General features: G+C 67.9%; 12 protein-coding genes. 7 read left to right on the top strand and 5 right to left on the bottom strand.

Annotation, left to right across the window (positions count from 1 at the left end):
* Positions 1-41 precede the first annotated feature (41 nt).
* The 3 genes from QUE25_RS13785 to recD are packed head-to-tail and all read left to right on the top strand — an operon-like array spanning position 42 to position 8243.
* Complete coding sequence (locus QUE25_RS13785; RefSeq protein ID WP_286265984.1) at positions 42-3197, top strand: exodeoxyribonuclease V subunit gamma; 3156 nt, start codon at positions 42-44, stop codon at positions 3195-3197.
* Entirely contained in the window at positions 3190-6465 is a 3276-nt protein-coding gene (locus QUE25_RS13780) for a UvrD-helicase domain-containing protein (protein ID WP_286265982.1), read from the top strand. Before QUE25_RS13785 ends, QUE25_RS13780 begins: the two co-directional genes overlap by 8 nt.
* Positions 6462-8243 carry an exodeoxyribonuclease V subunit alpha gene (gene recD, locus QUE25_RS13775; protein WP_286265979.1) on the top strand — a complete coding sequence of 594 codons (1782 nt, stop codon included), beginning with the start codon at positions 6462-6464 and terminating at the stop codon, positions 8241-8243. The genes QUE25_RS13780 and recD overlap by 4 nt, the downstream gene beginning before the upstream one ends.
* Here recD and nudC read toward each other — a convergent pair.
* Genes nudC through QUE25_RS13760 form a run of 3 tightly spaced genes read right to left on the bottom strand, consistent with a single transcriptional unit; the run spans position 8240 to position 15485 of the window.
* A complete protein-coding gene (nudC, locus tag QUE25_RS13770; RefSeq protein ID WP_286265976.1) occupies positions 8240-9103 on the bottom strand; it encodes an NAD(+) diphosphatase in 864 nt (287 codons plus the stop codon). The genes recD and nudC overlap by 4 nt on opposite strands.
* Positions 9100-12321, bottom strand: a complete 3222-nt coding sequence (locus QUE25_RS13765; protein WP_286265974.1) for an ATP-dependent helicase — start codon at positions 12319-12321, stop codon at positions 9100-9102. The genes nudC and QUE25_RS13765 overlap by 4 nt, the downstream gene beginning before the upstream one ends.
* Complete coding sequence (locus QUE25_RS13760) at positions 12318-15485, bottom strand: ATP-dependent DNA helicase (protein WP_286265972.1); 3168 nt, start codon at positions 15483-15485, stop codon at positions 12318-12320. Before QUE25_RS13760 ends, QUE25_RS13765 begins: the two co-directional genes overlap by 4 nt.
* Before the next feature lie 192 nt (positions 15486-15677).
* Here QUE25_RS13760 and QUE25_RS13755 point away from each other — a divergent pair, with 192 nt between their 5' ends.
* Positions 15678-15884, top strand: a complete 207-nt coding sequence (locus QUE25_RS13755) for a cold-shock protein (RefSeq protein ID WP_286265970.1) — start codon at positions 15678-15680, stop codon at positions 15882-15884.
* A gap of 180 nt (positions 15885-16064) precedes the next feature.
* The gene (locus QUE25_RS13750; RefSeq protein ID WP_286265965.1) at positions 16065-16292 is read left to right on the top strand and encodes a DUF3107 domain-containing protein; all 228 of its coding nucleotides are present in this window, start codon (positions 16065-16067) and stop codon (positions 16290-16292) included.
* Positions 16293-16319: 27 nt separating this feature from the next.
* On the opposite strand, the gene QUE25_RS13745 is transcribed toward QUE25_RS13750, so the two are convergent.
* A complete protein-coding gene (locus QUE25_RS13745; protein ID WP_286265963.1) occupies positions 16320-17186 on the bottom strand; it encodes a hypothetical protein in 867 nt (288 codons plus the stop codon).
* Between the two features lie 177 nt (positions 17187-17363).
* Positions 17364-18020: a ferritin-like fold-containing protein gene (locus QUE25_RS13740; RefSeq protein ID WP_286265960.1), complete on the bottom strand. Its 657-nt coding sequence runs from the start codon at positions 18018-18020 to the stop codon at positions 17364-17366.
* A gap of 144 nt (positions 18021-18164) precedes the next feature.
* On the opposite strand from QUE25_RS13740, the gene QUE25_RS13735 reads away from it, so the two are divergent.
* Together QUE25_RS13735 and QUE25_RS13730 are read left to right on the top strand one after the other, a co-directional pair.
* On the top strand, positions 18165-19595 hold the full coding sequence (locus QUE25_RS13735; protein WP_286265957.1) for a DEAD/DEAH box helicase: 1431 nt from the start codon (positions 18165-18167) through the stop codon (positions 19593-19595).
* Between the two features lies 1 nt (position 19596).
* On the top strand, positions 19597-20358 hold the full coding sequence (locus QUE25_RS13730; RefSeq protein ID WP_286265954.1) for an SDR family NAD(P)-dependent oxidoreductase: 762 nt from the start codon (positions 19597-19599) through the stop codon (positions 20356-20358).

The following is a 20358-nucleotide window of genomic DNA, read 5'->3' as shown; positions in this document are numbered from 1 at the left end:
GAGCCACGAAATGTCACAGCTGGGTTCTAAGGTGAGTTTCGATGATTGAGAAAGTACCGGTCACCGGATGGCGCGAGGCCTGTGAGCACGCGGCGAAGCTCCTGCAGTCCATCCCCGCCGGACCACTGGCCGCCGATCTCGTGGTGCTGCCCTCAGCAGCCCATCGGCGGTCGTTTTCCCAGTACCTGGCCGGCCGCCCCGGTGGCCCGCAGATTTCTGCCGGCATCGAACTGGTGACCTGGCGGGTGTTCATCGAGCGGTTCCGTGGCGATACCTGGCAGGGCGAGACGTTGACGCTGGCCATCTGCGACGTGCTGGACGATCCGGCCCACGCCGAGGCGTTGGCCCCCCTCCGGCGTCACCTGGGTGCGCCGGGCAGCCGCCCGGGTCGCCGCTACGCGACCGCACAGCGGCTGGCTCGAGTGCTGCGCCGCTATGCCGCCCAGGCTCCGCAGATGGTGTCCGCATGGCGCGACGGTCACAACACCGATCCTGACGGCCAGCCGCTGGCCCCGGCTCAGCTGTGGCAACCCGACCTGTGGCGGGCCGTGCGAGCCTTGTTGGGCGGCGATCCGGCCGAGCACTACCGGCAACGACTCGACGAGCTGGCCGCTGGTCCGGATCGTGAGCTACCGCGTCGGATCGTCCTGGTGGCGCTGGACGACCCGGACGATGCCGGCCGTGATCTCATCGACGCGCTCGGCCACCATCATGAGGTGCACCTGATCTGCGCCGAAGGAATCCCGGTCGACACCACCCGGGCCGGTTCGGCGTTCTTGCGTCATCATGCCAGCCGCCGGCCGGGCGACAATATGCCGGGCGACAGCGCGCCGGCCGGCGCGCCGCGCTCGGGCAGCCTGCTGCATCAGGTGCAGTACGAGCTGCGGCGCGACCTGCCCGCTGCACCGCGACAGTTCGCCGATCAATCACTGCAGATCCATGCCTGTCACGGCCCCGACCGCCAGGTCGAGGTCCTGCGCGACGCCCTGTGCGGGTTGTTCACCGACGATCCCAGCCTGCAGCCCCGCGATGTCGTGGTGCTGTGCACCAGCATCGCCGAGTATGCGCCGCTGGTCGAAGCATCGTTCTGCCTGGATCCCGGAGCCGGTTTCCACCCTGGGCACCGGCTGCGCGTCCAGCTGGCACACAGCTCGGTGAGTTCGTTCAACCCGGTGCTGGCGGTGCTGGCCGAACTGCTGAGCCTCTATACGGAACGGGCCACCAGCGTCGACCTGCTGGATTTCTGTCAGCTGCCGCCGGTCGCGCATCGTTTCGGATTCGACGCCGACGATATCGAGCGGCTGCGCGAGTTGATCGCGGCCGCCCAGATCCGTTGGGGGGTGGACGCGGAGCAGCGGCGCCGCAACGGCCTGGCGATCAGGCAGTCGACCTGGCTGGCCGGTGTTCAGCGGATGTTGATCAGCCTCGCCCTGGCCGACGAACCGCCCGTGGTGCTGGGTACCTCGGCGCCGCTGGCTCAGGTGCAGGGCTCGGACGCCGAGCTGATCGGCCAGCTCGCCGAGCTGATCTCCCGGGTGCGCAAGATCAGCCAGCCGTTCGCTACCGCCGCGCCAGCCCAAGTCTGGGTCGACAGGCTGCGCGAGGCCATCGAATTGCTCACCTCCACCGAATTCGAGGACAGTTGGCAGCTCAGCCACGCGCTCGGTGAACTTGCCGATCTCGGCGAGCAGGCGGCCGGACGCCGGGGTCTACTCGATATCGGCGACATCGCCTGCTGGTTGGATTCGAGGCGCCACTCGGCCAGTCGCCGCCCCAACTACGGCAACGGCTCGCTGCTGGTGACCGACCTCGACGATCTGGCCGGCATCGAGGCCCGGGTGATCTGTGTTCTGGGCCTCGACGACGCGCATTTTCCGGGGCCGGCCGGTTTCGACGGCGACGATCTGCTTCGTGCTCCGGGCCGGCGCGCCGCCCACTGGACCACTGATCGTCGGGCGGTGCGCCGCCAGCGGCTGCTCGATGCCGTGTTGGCTGCACAGGACGCCTTGGTGGTCATCACCCAGGGAGCCGACCAGTCGTCCGGGTCGGTGCGCCCCGTGCCCGTCTGCATCGCCGAGCTGATGGAGGCCTGCGCGATTCAAGGACCATCCGGGCAGTGGCGGGCACCCGGCAGCGATGCACTGCCAGGGGATGCCTTGGTGCGGTGGCATCCGCTGCATCCACATGGCTGGCAGGATTTCACCATCAGCGGGGATGAACAGGTGTCCAGTTTCGACCGTCAGGGTTTGCTCGGGGCATGCGCGTTGCAGACCCCGCCGGCCCCGGGCGTCCCGCACTGGCAGCTGCACCATCCGGCCGCAGCGCCAACCGAGGTCGATGTCGAACAGCTCATCGCCTTCTTCGTCAACCCTGCCCGGACGCTGTTGCGCGAGGCGACCGGCACGACCCTGTCGTCCTTCGAACGCGAATTGCAGACCAGCCTGCCGATCGCCCCCGACCATCTGGCCGTGTGGTCGGTCGGCAACGAGCTGTTCGAGGCGCTCAGCGCCGGCCACGACGCCGACCTGACCCGCCGCAAGGTCTGGCTGTCGGGTCAGGTCCTGCCCGGACAAGCAGGCGCCCGGGTGCTCGATAGCCAACTGGCCGACGCGCAGATCGTTGCCCGATCGGTGCGCGCCGCCCACGCGGGCGAGCCATTCCTGGCGGACTGCCAGCTGGACTTGCCTGCGGTCCGGTTACAGGGCCGCATTCAACTGTTCGACCGCCGAGTAGTGGTCAAGAGATTCGGCTTTCCCAAGCCTGATGACGCGCTGACCTGCTGGATCAGGCTTCTGTTGGCAGCAGCAGACCCTGGCCCCGACCTGGCCCAGGTGGGCGGGCTACTGATCGGCAAACGCTGCTATCAGCTCACTGCCCCACCGGCGTCGCAGGCCCGTCAGTTGCTGAGCGATCTCGTCGCAGTACGCGCCGAAGGCCTGCATCAGATCCTGCCCCTGCCGTTGCGCACCGGCGCCGCATACACCGATCTGCTCAACTGGAAATCCGGTGAACCACTCAGCCGTGCCCACCAGGCGTACGCGGACGAGGACGCCAACTGGCAGTACTTCTTCGCAGACTTCGATGAACTGCACGCCGCGCGGCCGGGCAGGTTCGAGCAGTTGTGCGACCAGGTGATCGCGCCCATCAAGGATCATCTGAATCCCTGGCGTCCGGGCGGGACGGACTGCGATGAATGAGATCTTCCGGCTCGACCAGCCGTTGCCCGCCCCCGGCACCACGATCGTCCTGGAAGCCAGCGCAGGCACCGGCAAAACCTATGCCATCGCCGCGCTGGTCACCCGCTACGTGGCCGACGGCCTGCCCCTCGACCAGATCCTGGCAGTCACCTTCTCCCGCCGAGCCACCAGTGAACTGCGCGACGGCATTCGCACCCGGCTCATCGCCGGCAAGCTGGCGATCGATGGCTGGTTGCGCGACGGCAGGCTGGACAGCTCCGATCGGGTCGCGGTCTTGTTGTGCGATACCGATCCTGCGATCGCCAGGCTGCGTGCCGACCGGCTGGACGAGGCGATCGGCCTGGTCGACGCCGCCCCGATCTTCACACTGCACACCTTCGCTGCGCGGATGCTCGATGAGCTGGGCGTGCTGGCCGACCATGATGAGGCCACCGTCTTGGAGACCGACCCGTGCGTGCTGGTCGAGGAGGTGATCTCCGACAGCTACCTCGGAGAGGAGCGCTGGCAGTGCCTCGGCTGGCAGACCGCTCACGCGATCGGCCAGCAGGCAGCTGCACACCCGGCCGAGCGTCTCTACCCGCCCGATGACTCCGGCGCTGTACGGGTGGGTTTCGCGACGGCGGTTCGCGAGATGCTCGACGCCCGGAAGCGCTCGCGCCGGGTCTTCGGATACGACGACATGATCATGCGGCTGTCTGCGGTGCTCACCGATCCGGTCAGCGGGCAGGCGGCCGCCCAACTGCTCAGTGAACGGTTCTCGGTCGTGCTGGTGGACGAGTTCCAGGACACCGATCCGGCTCAGTGGGCCTTCCTCGAGGCAGGCTTCGCCGGCCGCTCCACGCTCATGTTGATCGGCGACCCCAAGCAGGCGATCTACCGCTTCCGCGGGGGCGACATCGAGACCTACCATCAGGCCCGCGGCCAGGCCGAGCGTGTCCTGAGGCTGGCCACCAACTACCGTTCGGATGCCGAGGTGGTGCGTGGCATCGAGAACCTCTTCGGTCCGGTCGACCTCGGTTCCCCGGGTGTCCGAATCGAACTCGAGCGAGTCGCCACGGCCCAGCAGCAGCCGCGAATCCGCCGGGAAGGATCGCTGGAGCCGGCTGAGGTCGTGCGGGTGCGCGCCATCGACCCGGGGCAACCGATCAAGACCTTCCCGGCCCGCGAACTCATCGCGGCCGACCTGCTCGGCCAGGTCGGGCAGCTGCTGGATGGCAGCCACCAGCTGCGTGAGCCGGGTGGGCGTTGGCGTCCGGTGCGCTCCGACGACATCGCGGTGCTGGTGAGCACCAACAAGGTGGGCCGGCTCATCCATGCCCGTCTCACCGCCGGCGGATACTCCGCCGTGTTCACCGGGGAACGCAGCGTGTTCACCTCCCAGGCCGCGGCCGACTGGCTGATCGTGTTGCAGGCGCTGGAGAATCCGGACCGCTGGCACCAGCGGCGCGCCATGCTGACCAGTCTGATCGGGTGGACCAGCGCCGATATCGCCTCGGCGTCCGACGACGACCTGGTCGAGATGAGCGCGCTGCTGACCCGATGCGCAAGGCGGCTGACCGACCAGGGCGTGGCTGCCGTCTTCGAGACCCTGGTAGCCGAACGCGATCTCTACGCCCGGCTGCTGCGATCTCCCGGCGGCGAGGAACTGACCAGCGATCTGCGGCACATCACCGAGTTGCTCAACCAAGCCCAGTCCGACCAGCGGCTTACGTCCTCGGCGCTGACCGAGTTCTTACGGCGCAGCATCGAACAGGCCGACACGATGGACGAGGACGAGCGGGCCCGCCGGCTGCCCACGGACCGGCCCGCGATCCGGGTGATGACGGTTCACAAGGCAAAGGGATTGCAGTTCCCGATCGTGCTGCTGCCGCAGGCCGCCGACAAGTACACCGCGCAGGTCGATGATCGCGACGAGCCCGTCGTCGGTCACCAGGACGGCGAGCGGGTGCTGGATGTTGATTCTCCACGCGGCCGTGCCGGGCGCATCGAGGGCTATCAGGCCGAAGACCTCGCCGAATCGCTGCGGGCCTTCTATGTCGCCTGCACCCGGGCGCAGTCGCTGCTCATCTGCTGGTGGGCCCCCACCCAGAACGCGGTCTGTTCCCCATTGCACCGGCTGCTGATGAACGACCGCTGGCATGCTGCGCCCCGATCCGAGGTTCCTGTTGAACCTGCCAGCGAACTGCGTCGTCCGCCCGGGGTGAGTGTGACGGTCGTCGATCCGGAGCAGATCGCCAAGCGAGCCGGCGTTGCGCCGCGCGATACCAGCTTTGCCGGACTGCTCGAAGCCCGCCGCTTCGCCGACCACATCGACCGGGCGTGGACGCGCACCTCCTACACCGGTCTGACCACCGGCATCCACGAGGTGGGGCCGCTGCCCGGATCGGTTGCGGGCTTCGACGAGGTCGACGTGGCGGGCGATGACGATCTCGAGGTGTCCGAGCTGTCCGCCGTTGTGGAGCAGGATCAGCAGGCCCTGTCCGCGCTGGCCGAGCTTCCCGGCGGTACGCAGTTCGGCAGTCTGGTCCATGCCGTTCTGGAGGATGTCGACCCCGCCAGCGCGCAGTTGGAGGCCGATCTGGGCGCCAGTGTGCGGCGGCTGGCCGTTCGTTATCCGCTGACCGGCCTGGACGTATCCGCGCTGACAACGGGCTTGGCTCAGCTCGTCAGCACACCGCTGGGGAAACTGACCGGTGATCGGACGCTGCGCGACCTCGGGGCGGCCCGGCGGCTGGCCGAACTCGACTTCGAACTGCCCCTGGGCGGTCCGGTCGGCCGCCGGTCGCAGGTGGCCGACCTCGCGCGTTGCTTCGAGACGATGCTCGAGCCCGGCGATCCCCTGCAGCGCTACGGCGCGCTACTGTCCGAATCCGCCGCGGCAGGTACCACCCTCGCAGGATTCCTCACCGGCTCGATCGATGTCGTGCTCCAGGTGCCCGGAGACCCCGATCGCTATGTCATCCTCGACTACAAGACCAACCGGCTGGCCCGATTCGGCCCTGATGCCATGGCCGATGCCATGTGTCAGGCGCATTATCCGCTGCAGGCGCTGCTCTACGCCGTCGCGTTGCATCGCTATCTGGGCTGGCGGCTGCCGGGCTACGACCCCCGCGTGCATCTGGGTGGGATCGGGTATCTGTTCGTCCGTGGCATGGGTGGGGCCGGCAATCCGATGCTGGGCACCATGCCGAGCGGAGTCTTCACCTGGTTGCCGCCCGCCGAGATGATCGTGGCGGCGTCCACGGTGCTGGCCGGGGGTGAACGATGACCGACGAAGTGTTCGAGGTTCCGGTGGTCGCCACCGGGTTGCTCGCCGAGTTCGCGGCCGCCGGCTTGATCTCGGCCAGTGGGGTGCACCTGGCCCGCACATTGTCGTGGTTGACCGGGGAATGTCGCGACGAGGTGTTGCTGGCTGTGGCGCTGTGCCTGCGTGCACAGGACTCCGGGTCGGTCTGCCTACCGCTGGACGAGCCTCACTCGGTGGCCGGCGAGCTACCGTGGCCCGACCCGGCGGGGTGGCAGCTGCTGCTCGCCGAGTCGCCATTGGTGGTGGTCGGCGCGGAGGCCGCGGCGAATCAGCGCCCGCTCCGGTTGATCGGCCACCGGCTCTATCTGGAACGCAACTGGCAATCCGAGGAAGCTGTCCGCACGGCACTGGCGCAGCGCATCGCCCTGCCGCCGCCGGCCCTCGACCGGCAAGCCGTCGCCGACGCCGTGATGCGGGTCTCGCGGCAGCGATCCGCCGCTCAGGAACTGACCGCAGACCAATGCGCCGCCGTTGACACCTCGGTGAGCACCTGGACCAGCGTCATCGCGGGCGGTCCGGGGACCGGCAAGACCACCACCATCGCCGGGTTGCTGCGCGTCCTGGACGATCTGGTGACCCACCGCACCAGCGTCGCGCTGGCCTCGTTCACCGGCAAGGCCGCGGCCCGTATGCAGCAGTCCCTGGACGCGTCGCTGAGCGGCTCCGACCGGGACGGTGCGGTCTGGAAGCATCTTCAGGTGCAGCCGGCCACCACCCTGCATGCGCTGTTGGGGGCCCGTCCAGGCGGACGCATGACACGTGACGCCGGCAATCCGCTGCCGCACGATCTGCTGATCATCGATGAGATGTCGATGGTCTCGCTTGATCTGATGGCGGCGCTGATGGCCGCGTTGCGCCCCGGCACGCGGCTGGTCATGGTCGGTGACCCGCATCAGCTGTCCTCGGTGGACGCGGGTGCGGTGCTCGCCGACATCGTCAGCGCCGGCCTGCCTGCGGCCGGCGGATCGCCGCGCAGCGCCATCACGGTGCTCACTCACTCGCACCGGTTCGCGGGCCCGATCCAGCACCTTGCCGACGCCATCTTGGCGTCCCGGGCCGATGACGTGCTGGACCTGCTGGCGTCGGCTCCCGACGGGCTGACCTGGGCCCAGACCGATCCCGATCCTGTGCTGGTCGAGACCCTCAATCCCTTGACCGCGGATGTGGTCACGCAGGGGCGGGCCATGGTGAGTGCGGCTCGCGCCGGGGATGCCGTGCAGGCGCTCAGTGCGATGGATGCCCACCGCGTACTGTGTGCGCACCGGCAGGGACGCTACGGGGTGGGCGGCTGGTCGCGTGCGGCCGAGGCCGAACTGCGACGGGCGATCCTCGGATACGGACGCGAGGGCGAGTGGTATCTGGGCCGGCCGGTGCTGATCACCCGCAATGCCCCCGACCTGCAGATCTCCAATGGGGACACCGGCGTGGTCGTGCGGATCGACGGCCAGATTCAGGTGGCCCTGTCGAGCGGGGACAACCCGCGGCTGCGCTCGCCGTGGCTGCTGGACTCCAGCGAAACGATGCACGCGATGACCGTGCACAAGTCGCAGGGCAGCGAGTACGACGCGGTCACCGTGGTGCTGCCCTCGGCCGAGTCGCCGCTGCTCACCCGGGAGCTCTTCTACACCGCGGTCACCAGGGCGCGGCAGCGGGTGCGGATCGTCGGCACCGCCGAGGCGATCAGGCAGGCGGTCACTACCGCGGCCCGGCGGGCGACCGGCCTGGGGGGCCGCGTCTAGCCCTCGGGCGCGGGCAACGTCCGGTTGCGCCAGGCGCCGATGACATGGGCTGCGATCGAGCCCGGACCGGGCAGAATGAGCTTGCCGGCGGCCAGTCCGGCGTCCACCTCAGCCCGGCTGTACCAGTTGCCCCACTCCAGCTCGACCTGGTCGACCCGGCCGGTCGAATGGCTGCGGGCCACATAGGCAAGCATGAGCGAGCGGGAGAACGGCCACGGTTGTGAACCGAGGAACCGGTAGGCATCGATCTGGAGCTTCGCCTCTTCGGCGACCTCGCGGTAGAGCGCGTTCTCGGCGCTCTCCCCCGCCTCGATGAAGCCCGCGAGGATCGACACCCGGTGTTGCGCCCAGGTCGTCTGATGAGCCAGGAAGATCCGGTCGGCCGGGTCGAGCACAGCGACGATGATGGCCGGATCCGTGCGCGGAAAATGCTCGCGCCCGCACATCGAGCAGACCGCGGCGAAACCGCCGTGAGTGCGCCGCAGCTGCCCGCCGCACATCGTGCAGAAGCGCGTATTGCCAATCCAATTGAGCACCGCCAATCCGGCGCTGACTACCTGATATTGGAGATCAGTCAGTCGCGAATCCCGGATCGTGACGCCGTCGAGTTCCTCGACTCGCTGCGCGAACCAGGGCACGCCGTCGATGCGTCCGAGGTAGGCGATGTCATCGGTCAGTTCCCCGACGGCTGGGATTCCGAAAGGATCCAGCACGAACTGCGAGTCGAAATCGAGCTGCAGCAGCAGCGCCGAGTCATCGGCCCAGGCACTCCGGATGGACTCCGGGTCACGGACTTCGGCCTCCCGGTTCAGCAGCGACAGGCCATCCCAGGGCGACAGATTCAGACGATCGAGACTCATGCGTCGAGGTTAGCCTGTGTGGCGAGATCGGCGACCAGGGTGCCCATTGCGCGTTCATCGAGCAACGGCGGAGCCTCGACGCGGTCGGTCAGCACATGGTAAAAGACCGCATCAACCCGATCCAGGGGCAGCTGCAGGCTGCGCGCCCAGGCCAGCCGGTAGATCGACAGCTGCAGCGGGTCGGCCGGGGCGTTCGAGGTCTTCCAGTCGACGACCTGGTAGTCATGGCTGTCGTCCTCGGGGGTCGCGAAGACCGCGTCTATCCGGCCACGCACCTGCTGGGCGCCAATCGTCAGAATGAACGGCTCCTCGATGCACACCGGCGTGCGCTCCGCGTAGCATCCCTGCTCGAACGCGTCGGTCAGGCTCCGGAAGAGCTGGTCCGCGGTGCCTCCGGGTTCGGCCTCCGGCTCGGAGTCGAAGTCGTCGTCGAGCAGTCCGATCATGTCGAAGCGTTTCTCCAGCCACTCGTGGAAACGGGTGCCCACGCTGGTGCGCTGGCTGACAGGACGCGGCATCGGCCGCAGCACCTGGGAAGCGAACGCGGCCCGATCCCGGTTGGCCATCATCAGGGCCGACGCCGAGACCGAGGCCGGCAACGTGACCTCGCTGCGCGGCTGCCTCCGCTTGTGTTCGGCAGCAATGAGCATTTCGCCGAGGGCATGCCACGCATCGCCATGCTGCTGCGCGTCCGCGTCGGCCGCGACCAGCGCCGCCTGATCGGTTTCCTGGGCCTGCCGCACCTGCTGCGCGGCCTCGCTGAGTGCCGCCAGTTTCGCCTCGTCGATCGGGACGGGCCAGCGATGACGCAACTCGACGCCCAGTAGTGGGTTGGCTTCCGACATCTGCGCCGCCACGTCGATGTGGCTGCCGGCATCGCACAGGGTTCGGAAGTAATCGGAGGGCGCCTTGGCCGTTTTCCGGCCCGGGAACCAGTAATGACAGCTGGCCACCAGCTGGCTGCGCGCGCGGGTGACACCGACATAGATCAGCCGGTCCTCGGCCTGCCGCTGGGCCGCTTTCAGCTCGCCCGGGTAGACCTTGCTCAACTCGGTGCTGCTCACCTCGGCCAGTTGCGGCACCCACGGTGCGTCGCCGCGCAGTGCGGCCGGGAGTACGGCCGCCTGGGTCGTCCAGTTGTCGGCCGGTTGGGTGCTGGGGAAGGTGCCCTCGCACAGCCCGGGCAAGAAGACCAGGTCCCATTCCAGTCCCTTGGAACGGTGCACGGTCAGCAGTTTGACCGATTCGTCGCTGCTCGGAACCGCCTGGTCGAGTCCGCGGCCCTCCTCGCGTTCGACCCGGAACCAGGCGAGCAGGCCGCTGAGCGCGCCGTCCCCGTCGATGTCGATGTACTCCCCCACCGCGTCGGCGAACCGCTCGAGCTGGCGGCGTCGTCCGGAGTTGAACAGGTCCACATCCGCGCTCAGCTCCAGCGATATCCCGCTGCTGTCGATCACCCGGTGCACGAGTTCGAGGAGCGGCTCGTCGCGATGCCTGCGCAGATCGCGCAGCTCGGTGGCGAAGGCCGCCAGCCGCCGTCGGGCATCGTCGGAGACCGGCGCCGAGCCCAGGTCCTCCACCGCATCCATCAGACACAGCTGGGCGGCTGGTTCGAACTGCTCGCCGATGTCGGCCAGGGCATCGCCACCGTCGGCACGACCGGGGGGCTGCGAAGCGCGCAGCAGCTCTCGAGCCCGACTGCCCACGACCGCAAGATCACGCGGCCCGATCCGCCATCTGGGCCCGCTCAGCAGCCGCACCACCTCTGGATTGGCGGTGACATCATCGATCAGCTGCAGCGTGGCGACCACATCGGCGATCTCCGGCACCTCCAGCAGACCGCCCAGGCCGACGATCTCGACCGGAACATCACGGCTCACCAAGGCTTCGAAGATCGCTCCGATGGGCGAGTTCGTCCGGGTCAGCACCGCGATCTGTGACCAGTCGGTGACCTGCCCGGTGCGCCTGGCCGCCAGCACCTGATCGGCCAGCCATTCGACCTCCTGCGGCCAGGTGTCGAAACTCGCGGCCCGCACGATGCCACCGCGGCTGTCGTCGGGGGCGCGCAGCAGGCGCTGCTGTGGGCTGACTCCGTCCCCCAGGAGTCGCCGATCAGCGCGCAACGGCTCGGCGAGCTGATTCGCGAGGTCGAGAATGACCGGCTTGCTGCGGCGGTTGATGCTGAGAGTGAAACGGGCCGCGGGGCTGCCGTCCGCATTGGGAAAATCATCGCAGAACTGCAGGATATTGCTGGGTGCGGCGCCCCGCCAGCCGTAGATGGCCTGGAACGGGTCACCGACCGCGGTCACCGGGAAGCCGAGACCCCGGGCAGTATCCGGGCCGGAGAACAGCCGCTGCAGCAGATGCGCCTGGGCTGCCGAGGTGTCCTGATACTCGTCGAGCAGTACCACCCCGAACCGCTCGCGCAGCTGCCGGGTCACTTCCGGGGAGGCATCCAAGAGGCGAACGGCCTGCGCCATCTGGTCGGCGAACTCGGTGAAGCCTCGATCATGCTTGAGCCGGCGATAATCATCGATCAAGCCGAGCAGTTCTGCGCGGGTGGCGGTCGTCCGGGTCGCCGTGCGCACCGCGGCCGTCGGACGACCACCGCGTCCGGGTTTCACCGCCTGCAGCTCCTGGGCGAACGCCTGATCCTCGGCCAGGACCTCAGCGCTGTCGACCAGATGACTGCGCAACTCGGCATCCAGCTTGAGCAGGCGGTCGGCAACCGTTGCGGGCTGCCATTGGCACAGCCCTGGCAGAGCTTCGCCGGTACCGGCCACCGCCTGCGCGGCGAGCCGATAGCGGGTGGCGCCGGTGATCAGTATCTGGTCGGCTTCGACGCCGATCCGCAGGCCGTGCTCGCTGATCAGCCGGGACGCGAACGAGTCGTAGGTGGTGATCAGCTGGCGTCCCTCGTCGGCAACGTGATCGGGATCGACCAGATCAGCCTTCACCAGCGCCTCGTCGACTCGCTGTGACAGCTCGAGAGCCGCCTTGCGGGTGAAGGTGAGTCCGAGCACCTGATCGGGACGCAGCTGTCCGGTGGCCACCAGCCAGACCACCCGGGCCGCCATCACTGTCGTCTTGCCGGTGCCGGCTCCTGCGATGATCACGCCCGGCGCGAGCGGTGCGGTGATCGCCGTCAGCTGCTCGCTGCTGAACGGAATGCCCAGCAGCTCAACCAGCTCATCGGGCGAGTGCAGATAGCCGCTCACTGCTGCTCGCCGCCCACGGCCTGCGCCGGGCAACCGAGCCGGAAGTCGCAATGGCGGCAGCCGGGTTGCACATTCGCGTAGAAGTCCTCGGTCGCGATGATTTCGGCCGCCTCGCTCAGATGCTCATGTACCCAGGTCTGGCCCTCCGAATCCAGGGGAGGCTGGCTGCGCACGGTTGGCCCGTCTGCCTTCGCCACCCTCAAGTAGACCGCCTGCGCGTCGGCGAGCTGCCGGACGCCTCCGGTCAGGTCGTCGAACTGGCCTTCGCGGACGGCCAGTTGGTAGATGCCGAGTTGATCCATCTGGAGGACGTCGTCCTGGCTGCGGGCGCTGCCGTTGGTCTTGAAATCGACGACCCGGAGACGGTTGGACGAATCGACCTCGAGACGGTCCACCGTGCCGGTGACCAGCACCTGGCGGCCGTTCAGCTCCAGCCTCAGCCGAAATGGGACTTCCACGCCCAGCGGATGAGCGTGATCGCTGCTGGAGGCCCAACTGTCGTAGCGCCGAAGCGCGGCGACCGCCTGATCGTACTGGGCCTGGGTGTACCACGGCGCCCCATAGGGCAGTTGCGGCCAGACCTCGGCCAGCCGCTCCGACAGGTCCGCCGCCAACACTCCGGTCTGCACCGATTCGGCGATCAGCTGATGCACCAGTGTGCCGAAGACCGCGCGCACATCCTTGGCCGGGCGGCCGCTGGCCGGTCCGCTGAGAAACCACTGCCGGGGGCAGGCCAGGACCGACTCCACCGCGCTGCCGGTCAACCGGATCGGCTCGGGCTCGGCAGCGACCGCAAGTCCGGGATCGCTGAACGGCCGCAGGCCCCACCATTCGCGCGGATCCGCTCCGCGCACCAGATGTCGGCCCTGCTCGTCGCGTTGAGTGGCCAGCCAGGCCAGTTCGGACGCGGCTCGCTGCCGCAGGCCAGGGCCGGCGGAGCTGTCGGCTGCTGTTCGGCGCAGCTGCGCGACCAGGCCTTCCAGGGTGGACGGCATGATCTCCGGCCGGCAGGCCACCGGTCGGACGCCGAGTTCGCCGATGAACCGCGACGGCGCATCGGTCTGGCCCGTGGGGTCGGCGATCGCGATGACGATCAGCCGCCGCCGAGCCCGGCTGGCCGCCAGCAGGAAGGAACGCCGCTCGGCGGCGATCTGTGCGGTGGCCCCTTCGGCCGTCTGAAGGCCGTCGGGGCCCAGCAGATCGGCACGCAGCAATCCTCCCGCTTCACTGATTCGCGGCCACTGTCCTTCCTGCAGGCCAGCGAGCACGACCAGCTCCCATTGCCGGCCCTTGGCGCGGTAGGGCGTGATGATCGCGACGCTGTCTCGCCGCGGATCGGACTCCCGCGCGGTGTCTGCGGCGATCTGGCGTGCCTGGATCTCGGCGACCAGTGCCCGGATTCCCGCTGCCCCCCGCCAGCTGAGCTGGCGGGCGGCCAGGTCGAACAGCGCCACCACAGCGTCCAGGTCACGGTGCGCCCGCGCCGAGTTCTCGGCGCCGCGCAGCGCCTCCGCCTGCAGTATCCGCGGCCAAGGGGTGGCCGACCAGGCATGCCAGAGCAGCGCCGAGGTGTCGGCGCCCTCGTTGACCAGAGCGACCAGATCCCCCAACAGTCCGCGCAGTCTGATCAGGGCGTCCAGTTCGGCAGACAGCCCCGGCTGATCGCCGTCGACCAATACCGGGCCGGTCAGCTCGGCGGCGATCAGTGCTCCCGAACTCGGCAATAGCTCGTCGGGGTGGGCGGCCGCGGCTCGCGCCCGCAGTTCGCGCGCGAGCCTGCGCAGCCCGAGCGCGTCCAACCCGCCCTGCGGAGTGCGCAGTAGCCGGGCAGCCTGCCCCGCATCGAGCTGACCGGCGTCGGCCAGCACCGCGGCACCCTGCAGCAGGACCAGCAGCTGACGCACCGGCGGTTCATCGGCCAGCGCCACCTCATCTCCGGCGATCTGGACGGGAATACCCGCCGCGGACAGCCGGCGGGCCAGCGAGGAGATGGTCTGTTCGCCGGCCGGGCAGATGACAGCCATCTGCTGCCACCCGAGATCGTCGTGCACATGGGCGCTGCGCAGCACGTCGGCGATCCGTTCCGCCTGGCCAGCCGCATCCGGGATGATCTCCGCCCGCACCGCAGCCGACTCATCTTCGCGCACCGTGAAGGGTGGACGGGCTATGCCCTGGGCGGGCAGCCGGGCCGCCACACCACGCAACGCGCGGGCGATCTGTGGATCGGTGGCCGGTGCCTCATCGAAGCCGAGCAGCTGAGCGGGAGCACCGGGCAAGCTGAAGCGTCCGACGAAATCGCTGACCGCACGGGGATCGGCGCCCCGAAACCGGGAGACGGCGGTGTCCGGATCGGCGAAGGCGATCACCCGGCTACCCGCGCGTTGGGCGTCGGCGAGCAGGTTGATCATGCCCGGGTCGAGTTCGGCGAACTCGTCGCAGAACACCATGGCTGCGCTGTGCGGCAGCAGCGCCGAGTTCGCCGGGTCGGCCAGCAGCAGCCGCGCCCGGAATACCAGCTCGGTGTAGTCGATCACCCCCTCGGCGTCCAGCACGTCGAGATATTCACCGAAGAAGCCCGCGGCGGCGACCCATTCGGGACGCCCGGCTGCCTGTCCGGCCGCGGCCAGATCGCCAGGATCGAAGCCCAATTGCCGCGCCCTGGCCAGGATCGCGCGGATCTGGCGGGCGAAGCCTCGGGTGCCGAGCGCGGGCCACAGCGCCTGCGGCCACGTTGATTGGTCACGACCGGCTAACAATTCCCGGACCCGGTATTCCTGTTCGGGAGCGCTCAGCAGCCGCGGCATGCCGAGTTCGGTCTCGGCGAAACGGTGCAGCAGCTGCAGGCACCAGCCGTGCACCGTGGTGATCTGCAGGCCCCGTTGAGTGGTGTCGAGTGCGGCGACGATGCGGGCCCGCAGTTGCTGCGCCTGGCCGCGCGAGGCGGACAACACAACCAGCTGCGACAAGGAGATACCCTCCTTCACCCGAGCTGCGACGGCGGCAACCAGGGCGGATGTCTTGCCACTCGCCGGCCCACCCACCACGCAAAGCGCGGGACCCTTCAGCGCGGCCTGTGCCACCACCAAGCGCTGCCCGGCAGTAAGCGGGCCGGGCTCGCGGACCGGTCGCGCGGGACGCAGGGTGGGGGTCTCGGAACCGATCATGAGATCCATGGAACCATGACCGTCTGACATTTTCCCGTGACTTATGAGCTGTCTATGTGGAAGAGTGGAGGTTGCCAGGCAAGTTCAGGCTGCAGTACCTAAGCTGTATCCCGTTTTTGCTCCACCCCGCCGGGGCTGGAACGGCAGGTGGCCGTGAGGTACGGACCGCCAAAGTAAGTATGAGGAGTACACATGGCGCAGGGAACCGTTAAATGGTTCAATGCCGAGAAGGGCTACGGCTTCATTGCCGTGGACGGATCGAATGACGACGTCTTCGTTCACTACTCGGCCATCGATGCGGCGGGCTTCCGTTCGCTCGAAGAAGGTCAGAAGGTCGAATTCGAAATCACCCAGGGCCCCAAGGGCCAGCAGGCCGATAGCGTTCACATCATCGGCTGACGTAAGACCACAGACTTCGAGGTCGCGTGTGTAAGCCGTGACCTCCTGATACCCCGCAGGGGCCGTGCCAACAGGTGCGGCCCCTGCTGCACGTCCGGGGTCGGCGATCACAGCCCGCTTACGCGTCCAGCCGAACCGGTCGGCGCCGGTGTGGCCGACCGACCGGGTAGGTTTGGGGACGTGGAGATCAAGATTGGCGTCCGCAATATTGGACGTGAGCTCAATATCGAGACGGACCAGACCGCCGAGCAGATCGAGAAGAACCTGCGCGAGGCCGGTGACGATGGCCTGTTGGTCATCGAGGCCACGCAAGGACGCCGGATCCTGCTGCCCGCGGGCAGCATCGGCTACATCGAGCTCGGCCAGGAGCACGCTCGTCCGGTCGGCTTCGGTTTCAGCGGCGAGTAGGCCCCCGCTCATCCCGGCGGTGCGGCATCAGTGGTCGCCGAAGAACCGGTCCTGGATGTAAGGCACCGGCATCTCCAGACCGAACCAGAGCTGTTCGGCGATGGCGGCCTGCCACAGCAGCATGCCCAGCCCGCTGATCGGGGTCGCCCCCACTTCCTGGGCTTCGCGTAGCAGCTTCGTGACTCGAGGCACATAGACGGTGTCTGCCACTGCCTGGCCGGCAACGAGCCACTGCTTGGCCACATTGGATTCGTTGTCCAGTGGAGGCATGCCCACCTTGGTCGCATCGGCGATCAGGGCGCTGTCCGAGATCTGCTTGGCCAGTTCGGTCTTGTCGGCCAGGTCGTACAGCTTCAGGTGCATTCCCGTGCGGTCTGCCACTTCGGCAAGGCGCCGGGCGGTGGCATCGAAGAACCCGTCCCTGATGTTGAAGACCGCGATCTCCTTGACCCCGTCGAGTGCTGCCTGCGTGTAGATGGCAGATCCCGCACCGCCCGCGCCGATCAGGGTCATCTTCTTGCCGATGACATCGACACCGGCCAGCGCCACCGCCCGCATGAATCCCGCACCGTCGGTGTTGTGACCGATCAGCCGGTCACCATCACGCACAACAGTGTTCACCGCGCCCATCAGCTCAGCTGCCGGAGACAGCTCATCGAGGTACTGCAGAATCCCGGTCTTGTCGGGCATCGTCACGATCAGACCGGAGAATCCCATCACGCGTGCACCCTGGACCGCGTCCTTGAGACCTTCGGGCCGCACGTCGGCGGCAATGCAGACGCAATCGACACCCAGCTGCTGGAACGAGGCGTTGTGCAGCGATGGCGACATCGCCTGCGCTATCGGTGAGCCGAAGATACAGATGACCTTGGTGCGACCTGAGACGATGTCCATTTTTCCTGCCTGAATCCGAGTTGAAGGTTGCGAGAAGAAGTCCTGACAGTGCCGATGAACTCCTGCCGCCGGAGCAGGCCGCCGATGGCGATGCTCCGGGGTCCCCGGCAGCATCATAGCCACCGCCCGCGCCGGCCCGATCCCTCGACCTCGCAGGGCACCCCCGCGCAGTTGGCGCTAGACGGACAGCCCGAGTTGGGCCAATCGCGCGGCAGTCGCTTGCAGGACGTCGTCCAGCACCGCCGTCGAGATGCTGAGCTCCTCGTCCGCCTCCCCCGCCAGCACGATCCGCAGGTCTGCCTGGCGGACCAGCAGCCGCTGAGCCATCACCACCACCTCGCCGAGCAGCCGACGGGCGTACAACGACAGTTCATCGACGCTTCGAGTGTGTGTCGTGGTCGCCTCCAGCACCTGAGAACTCCCGTGATCGATGGCACGCCACAATCCGGCCGCCGGGGTCAGCACGCTGCGGGCCGGCTCGGGCAGCCGATCCTCCAGGCGCTGCACCAGTTCCAACTCGATGCTGGCGAGCACCAGCAGCCGCAACCGCTGCTCGACCTGGACGCGCGGCTTGGTCATCGTCCAGAACTCATCGACCGGGCTGAGCATCGGAGCCATCGCCTCCTGCGCGGCGCTCTGACCGCCCGGAATGGCGTCGCAAGCCGCGGTGAAACGGCACAGCGCGTCGGAGCTGAGCCTGGCCACCGTCAGCCGATCACCGAGTTCGGTCCGCACTCCCTGGTGCGCGATCAGCGATTCGGCCACCCACAGATTCTGGTACGCCAACCAGGCCAGCAGCGCCGTGACTGGTTCGGCAGGGATCTCTTTGCTCACCGCTTCAGGCTAGCGCCCGGGTCCGTCACGGCCACGGTCTGGCGCGCAAAGCCGGCGCATTGGTTCACACAGGTTAGAATTGCCCGTGGCGTGGTTTCGCGCCCCTGAGATGCCGCCATAGAGGCGGACGCGAGAGACAGCTATATGACTGACACTGACATCATTCCCGAGAACGTAGCCACCACCACCTTCGAAGAGCTCGGCGTCGCCGCTCCCATCGTCGAGGCCCTGGCCAACGAGGGAATCACCCACCCCTTCCCGATCCAGGAACTGGCGATTCCGATCGCCCTCACCGGGGCCGACCTCATCGGTCAGGCCCGCACCGGCACCGGCAAGACCCTCGCCTTCGGCGCGCCGCTGCTGCAGCGGCTCAGGCTGCCGGGCAAGGACGACTTCGAGAAGTTCAAGTTCTACGGCAAGCCGCAGGCCCTCGTGATGGCGCCGACCCGCGAGCTCGCGCTCCAGGTGAGTTCCGACCTGACCAAGGCAGCCACCGTGCTGGGTGCTCGCATCCTGACCATCTACGGTGGCGTTGGTTACGACGAACAGCTGGATGCGCTGGCTAGCGGTGTCGACGTCGTGGTCGGTACTCCCGGCCGGCTGCTCGATCTGGCTCACCGGCGCAGCCTCGACCTGTCGCATGTGCAGACCATGGTGCTGGACGAAGCCGACGAGATGCTCGACCTGGGCTTCCTACCCGACGTGGAGCGCCTCACCGCGATGACTCCGGCCTCCCGGCAGACACTGATGTTCAGTGCCACCATGCCCGCCCAGATCGTCGCACTGGCACGGGCCAACCTCAATCATCCGGTGCATGTGCGCGCCGAGGGCCAGGACGCGCAGGCCACGGTGCCTGACACCACCCAGTTCGTCTATCAGGCGCACGACCTGGACAAGCCGGAGATCATCGGCAAGCTGCTGCAGGCGCCGAACGTCGGCAAGGTGATGGTCTTCACCCGCACCAAGCGCGCCGCCCAGCGGCTGGCCGACGAGCTGGCCGACCGCGGCTTCGACGCAGCGACCATCCATGGCGACCTCAATCAGGCCCAGCGCGAGCGCACGCTCAAGAAGTTCCGGCACGGCAAGATCAAGGCTCTGGTGGCCACCGATGTGGCGGCCCGCGGCATCGATGTCGAAGGCGTCACGCACGTCATCAACTACGAGGTGCCCGACGATCCGAAGCAGTATGTGCACCGGATCGGGCGCACCGGGCGGGCCGGACACTCCGGTGTGGCGATCACGCTGGTGGACTGGTCGGACGTCACGATGTGGAAGGTCATCAACAAGGCCCTGGATCTCGACTTCGCCGAACTCGAAGAGACCTACTCGACCACCCCGCAGCTGCTCGCCGATCTGCAGATCCCCGAGGGCACCAAGGGACGAATTGCCGCTGCCAAGAAGGTCGATCACGACAAGGATCACCGCTCCGGCCATTCGCGCGGCAAGGACAACCACGACAAGGACGACAAGAAGCACGACCACAAACGCTCCGACGAGAAGAAGTCGGCTCGCCCGCACCGCAAGCGCGTTCGCCGCCGCAATGGCGAGGTCGTCGCTCGTGATGCACAATCGTGACATGACTTTCGACCTCACAGATATGCGTGTCCTGGTGACCGGTGGCGGCGTGGGCATCGGCTTGGGCATCGTCAGGAGCTTCGCCGAGCTGGGCGCCAAGGTGGCCTTCACCTGGAAAACCCATGAACCCGACCAGGCTCTCCTGGACGAGATCGCCGAGCTGGGCGGGAACCCTCCGTTCGCCGTCCAGCTGGATGTCACCGATGAGCACCAGGTGACCACAGTGCTCGCTCAGGTCGCCGACACTCTGGGTGGCCTGGATGTGCTGGTCAACAATGCCGGCGGCATGATTCAGCGTTCGACCGTCGACGAGATGCCGCTGGAGCTCTGGCACCAGGTGCTGGACGTCAACCTGACCAGCTGCTTCCTGGTCACCAGAGCCGCGCTGAAGTATCTGGCCGATGGCTCCTCGATCATCAATGTCGCCTCGCTCGCCGGCCAGAACGGTGGCGGGCCCGGCGCGTCGGCCTACGCCGCGTCGAAAGCCGCGGTCATCGGGGTGACCAAGGCATGGGCCAAGGAGTTCTCGGCCCGCCAGATCCGCGTCAATGCGGTGGCTCCGGGCCTGATCCTCGACACTCCGTTCCATGAGCTGTTCAACACTGCCGCAGGGCGCGCCGCGGCCATCGAGGGTATCGCCTTGAAGAAGCCGGGATTCCCGGCCGATGTGGCCGGCCCGGTGCTGTGGCTGGCCGACCCCCGGGCATCGGGTTTCGTCTCGGGGACCACCATCGACGTCAACGGTGCGGCCTACTTCAGCTGA

Source organism: Brooklawnia propionicigenes, from assembly GCF_030297015.1.
In the GTDB taxonomy this organism is placed as follows: domain Bacteria; phylum Actinomycetota; class Actinomycetes; order Propionibacteriales; family Propionibacteriaceae; genus Brooklawnia; species Brooklawnia propionicigenes.
This window is presented reverse-complemented; position numbering and strand designations above follow the sequence as displayed.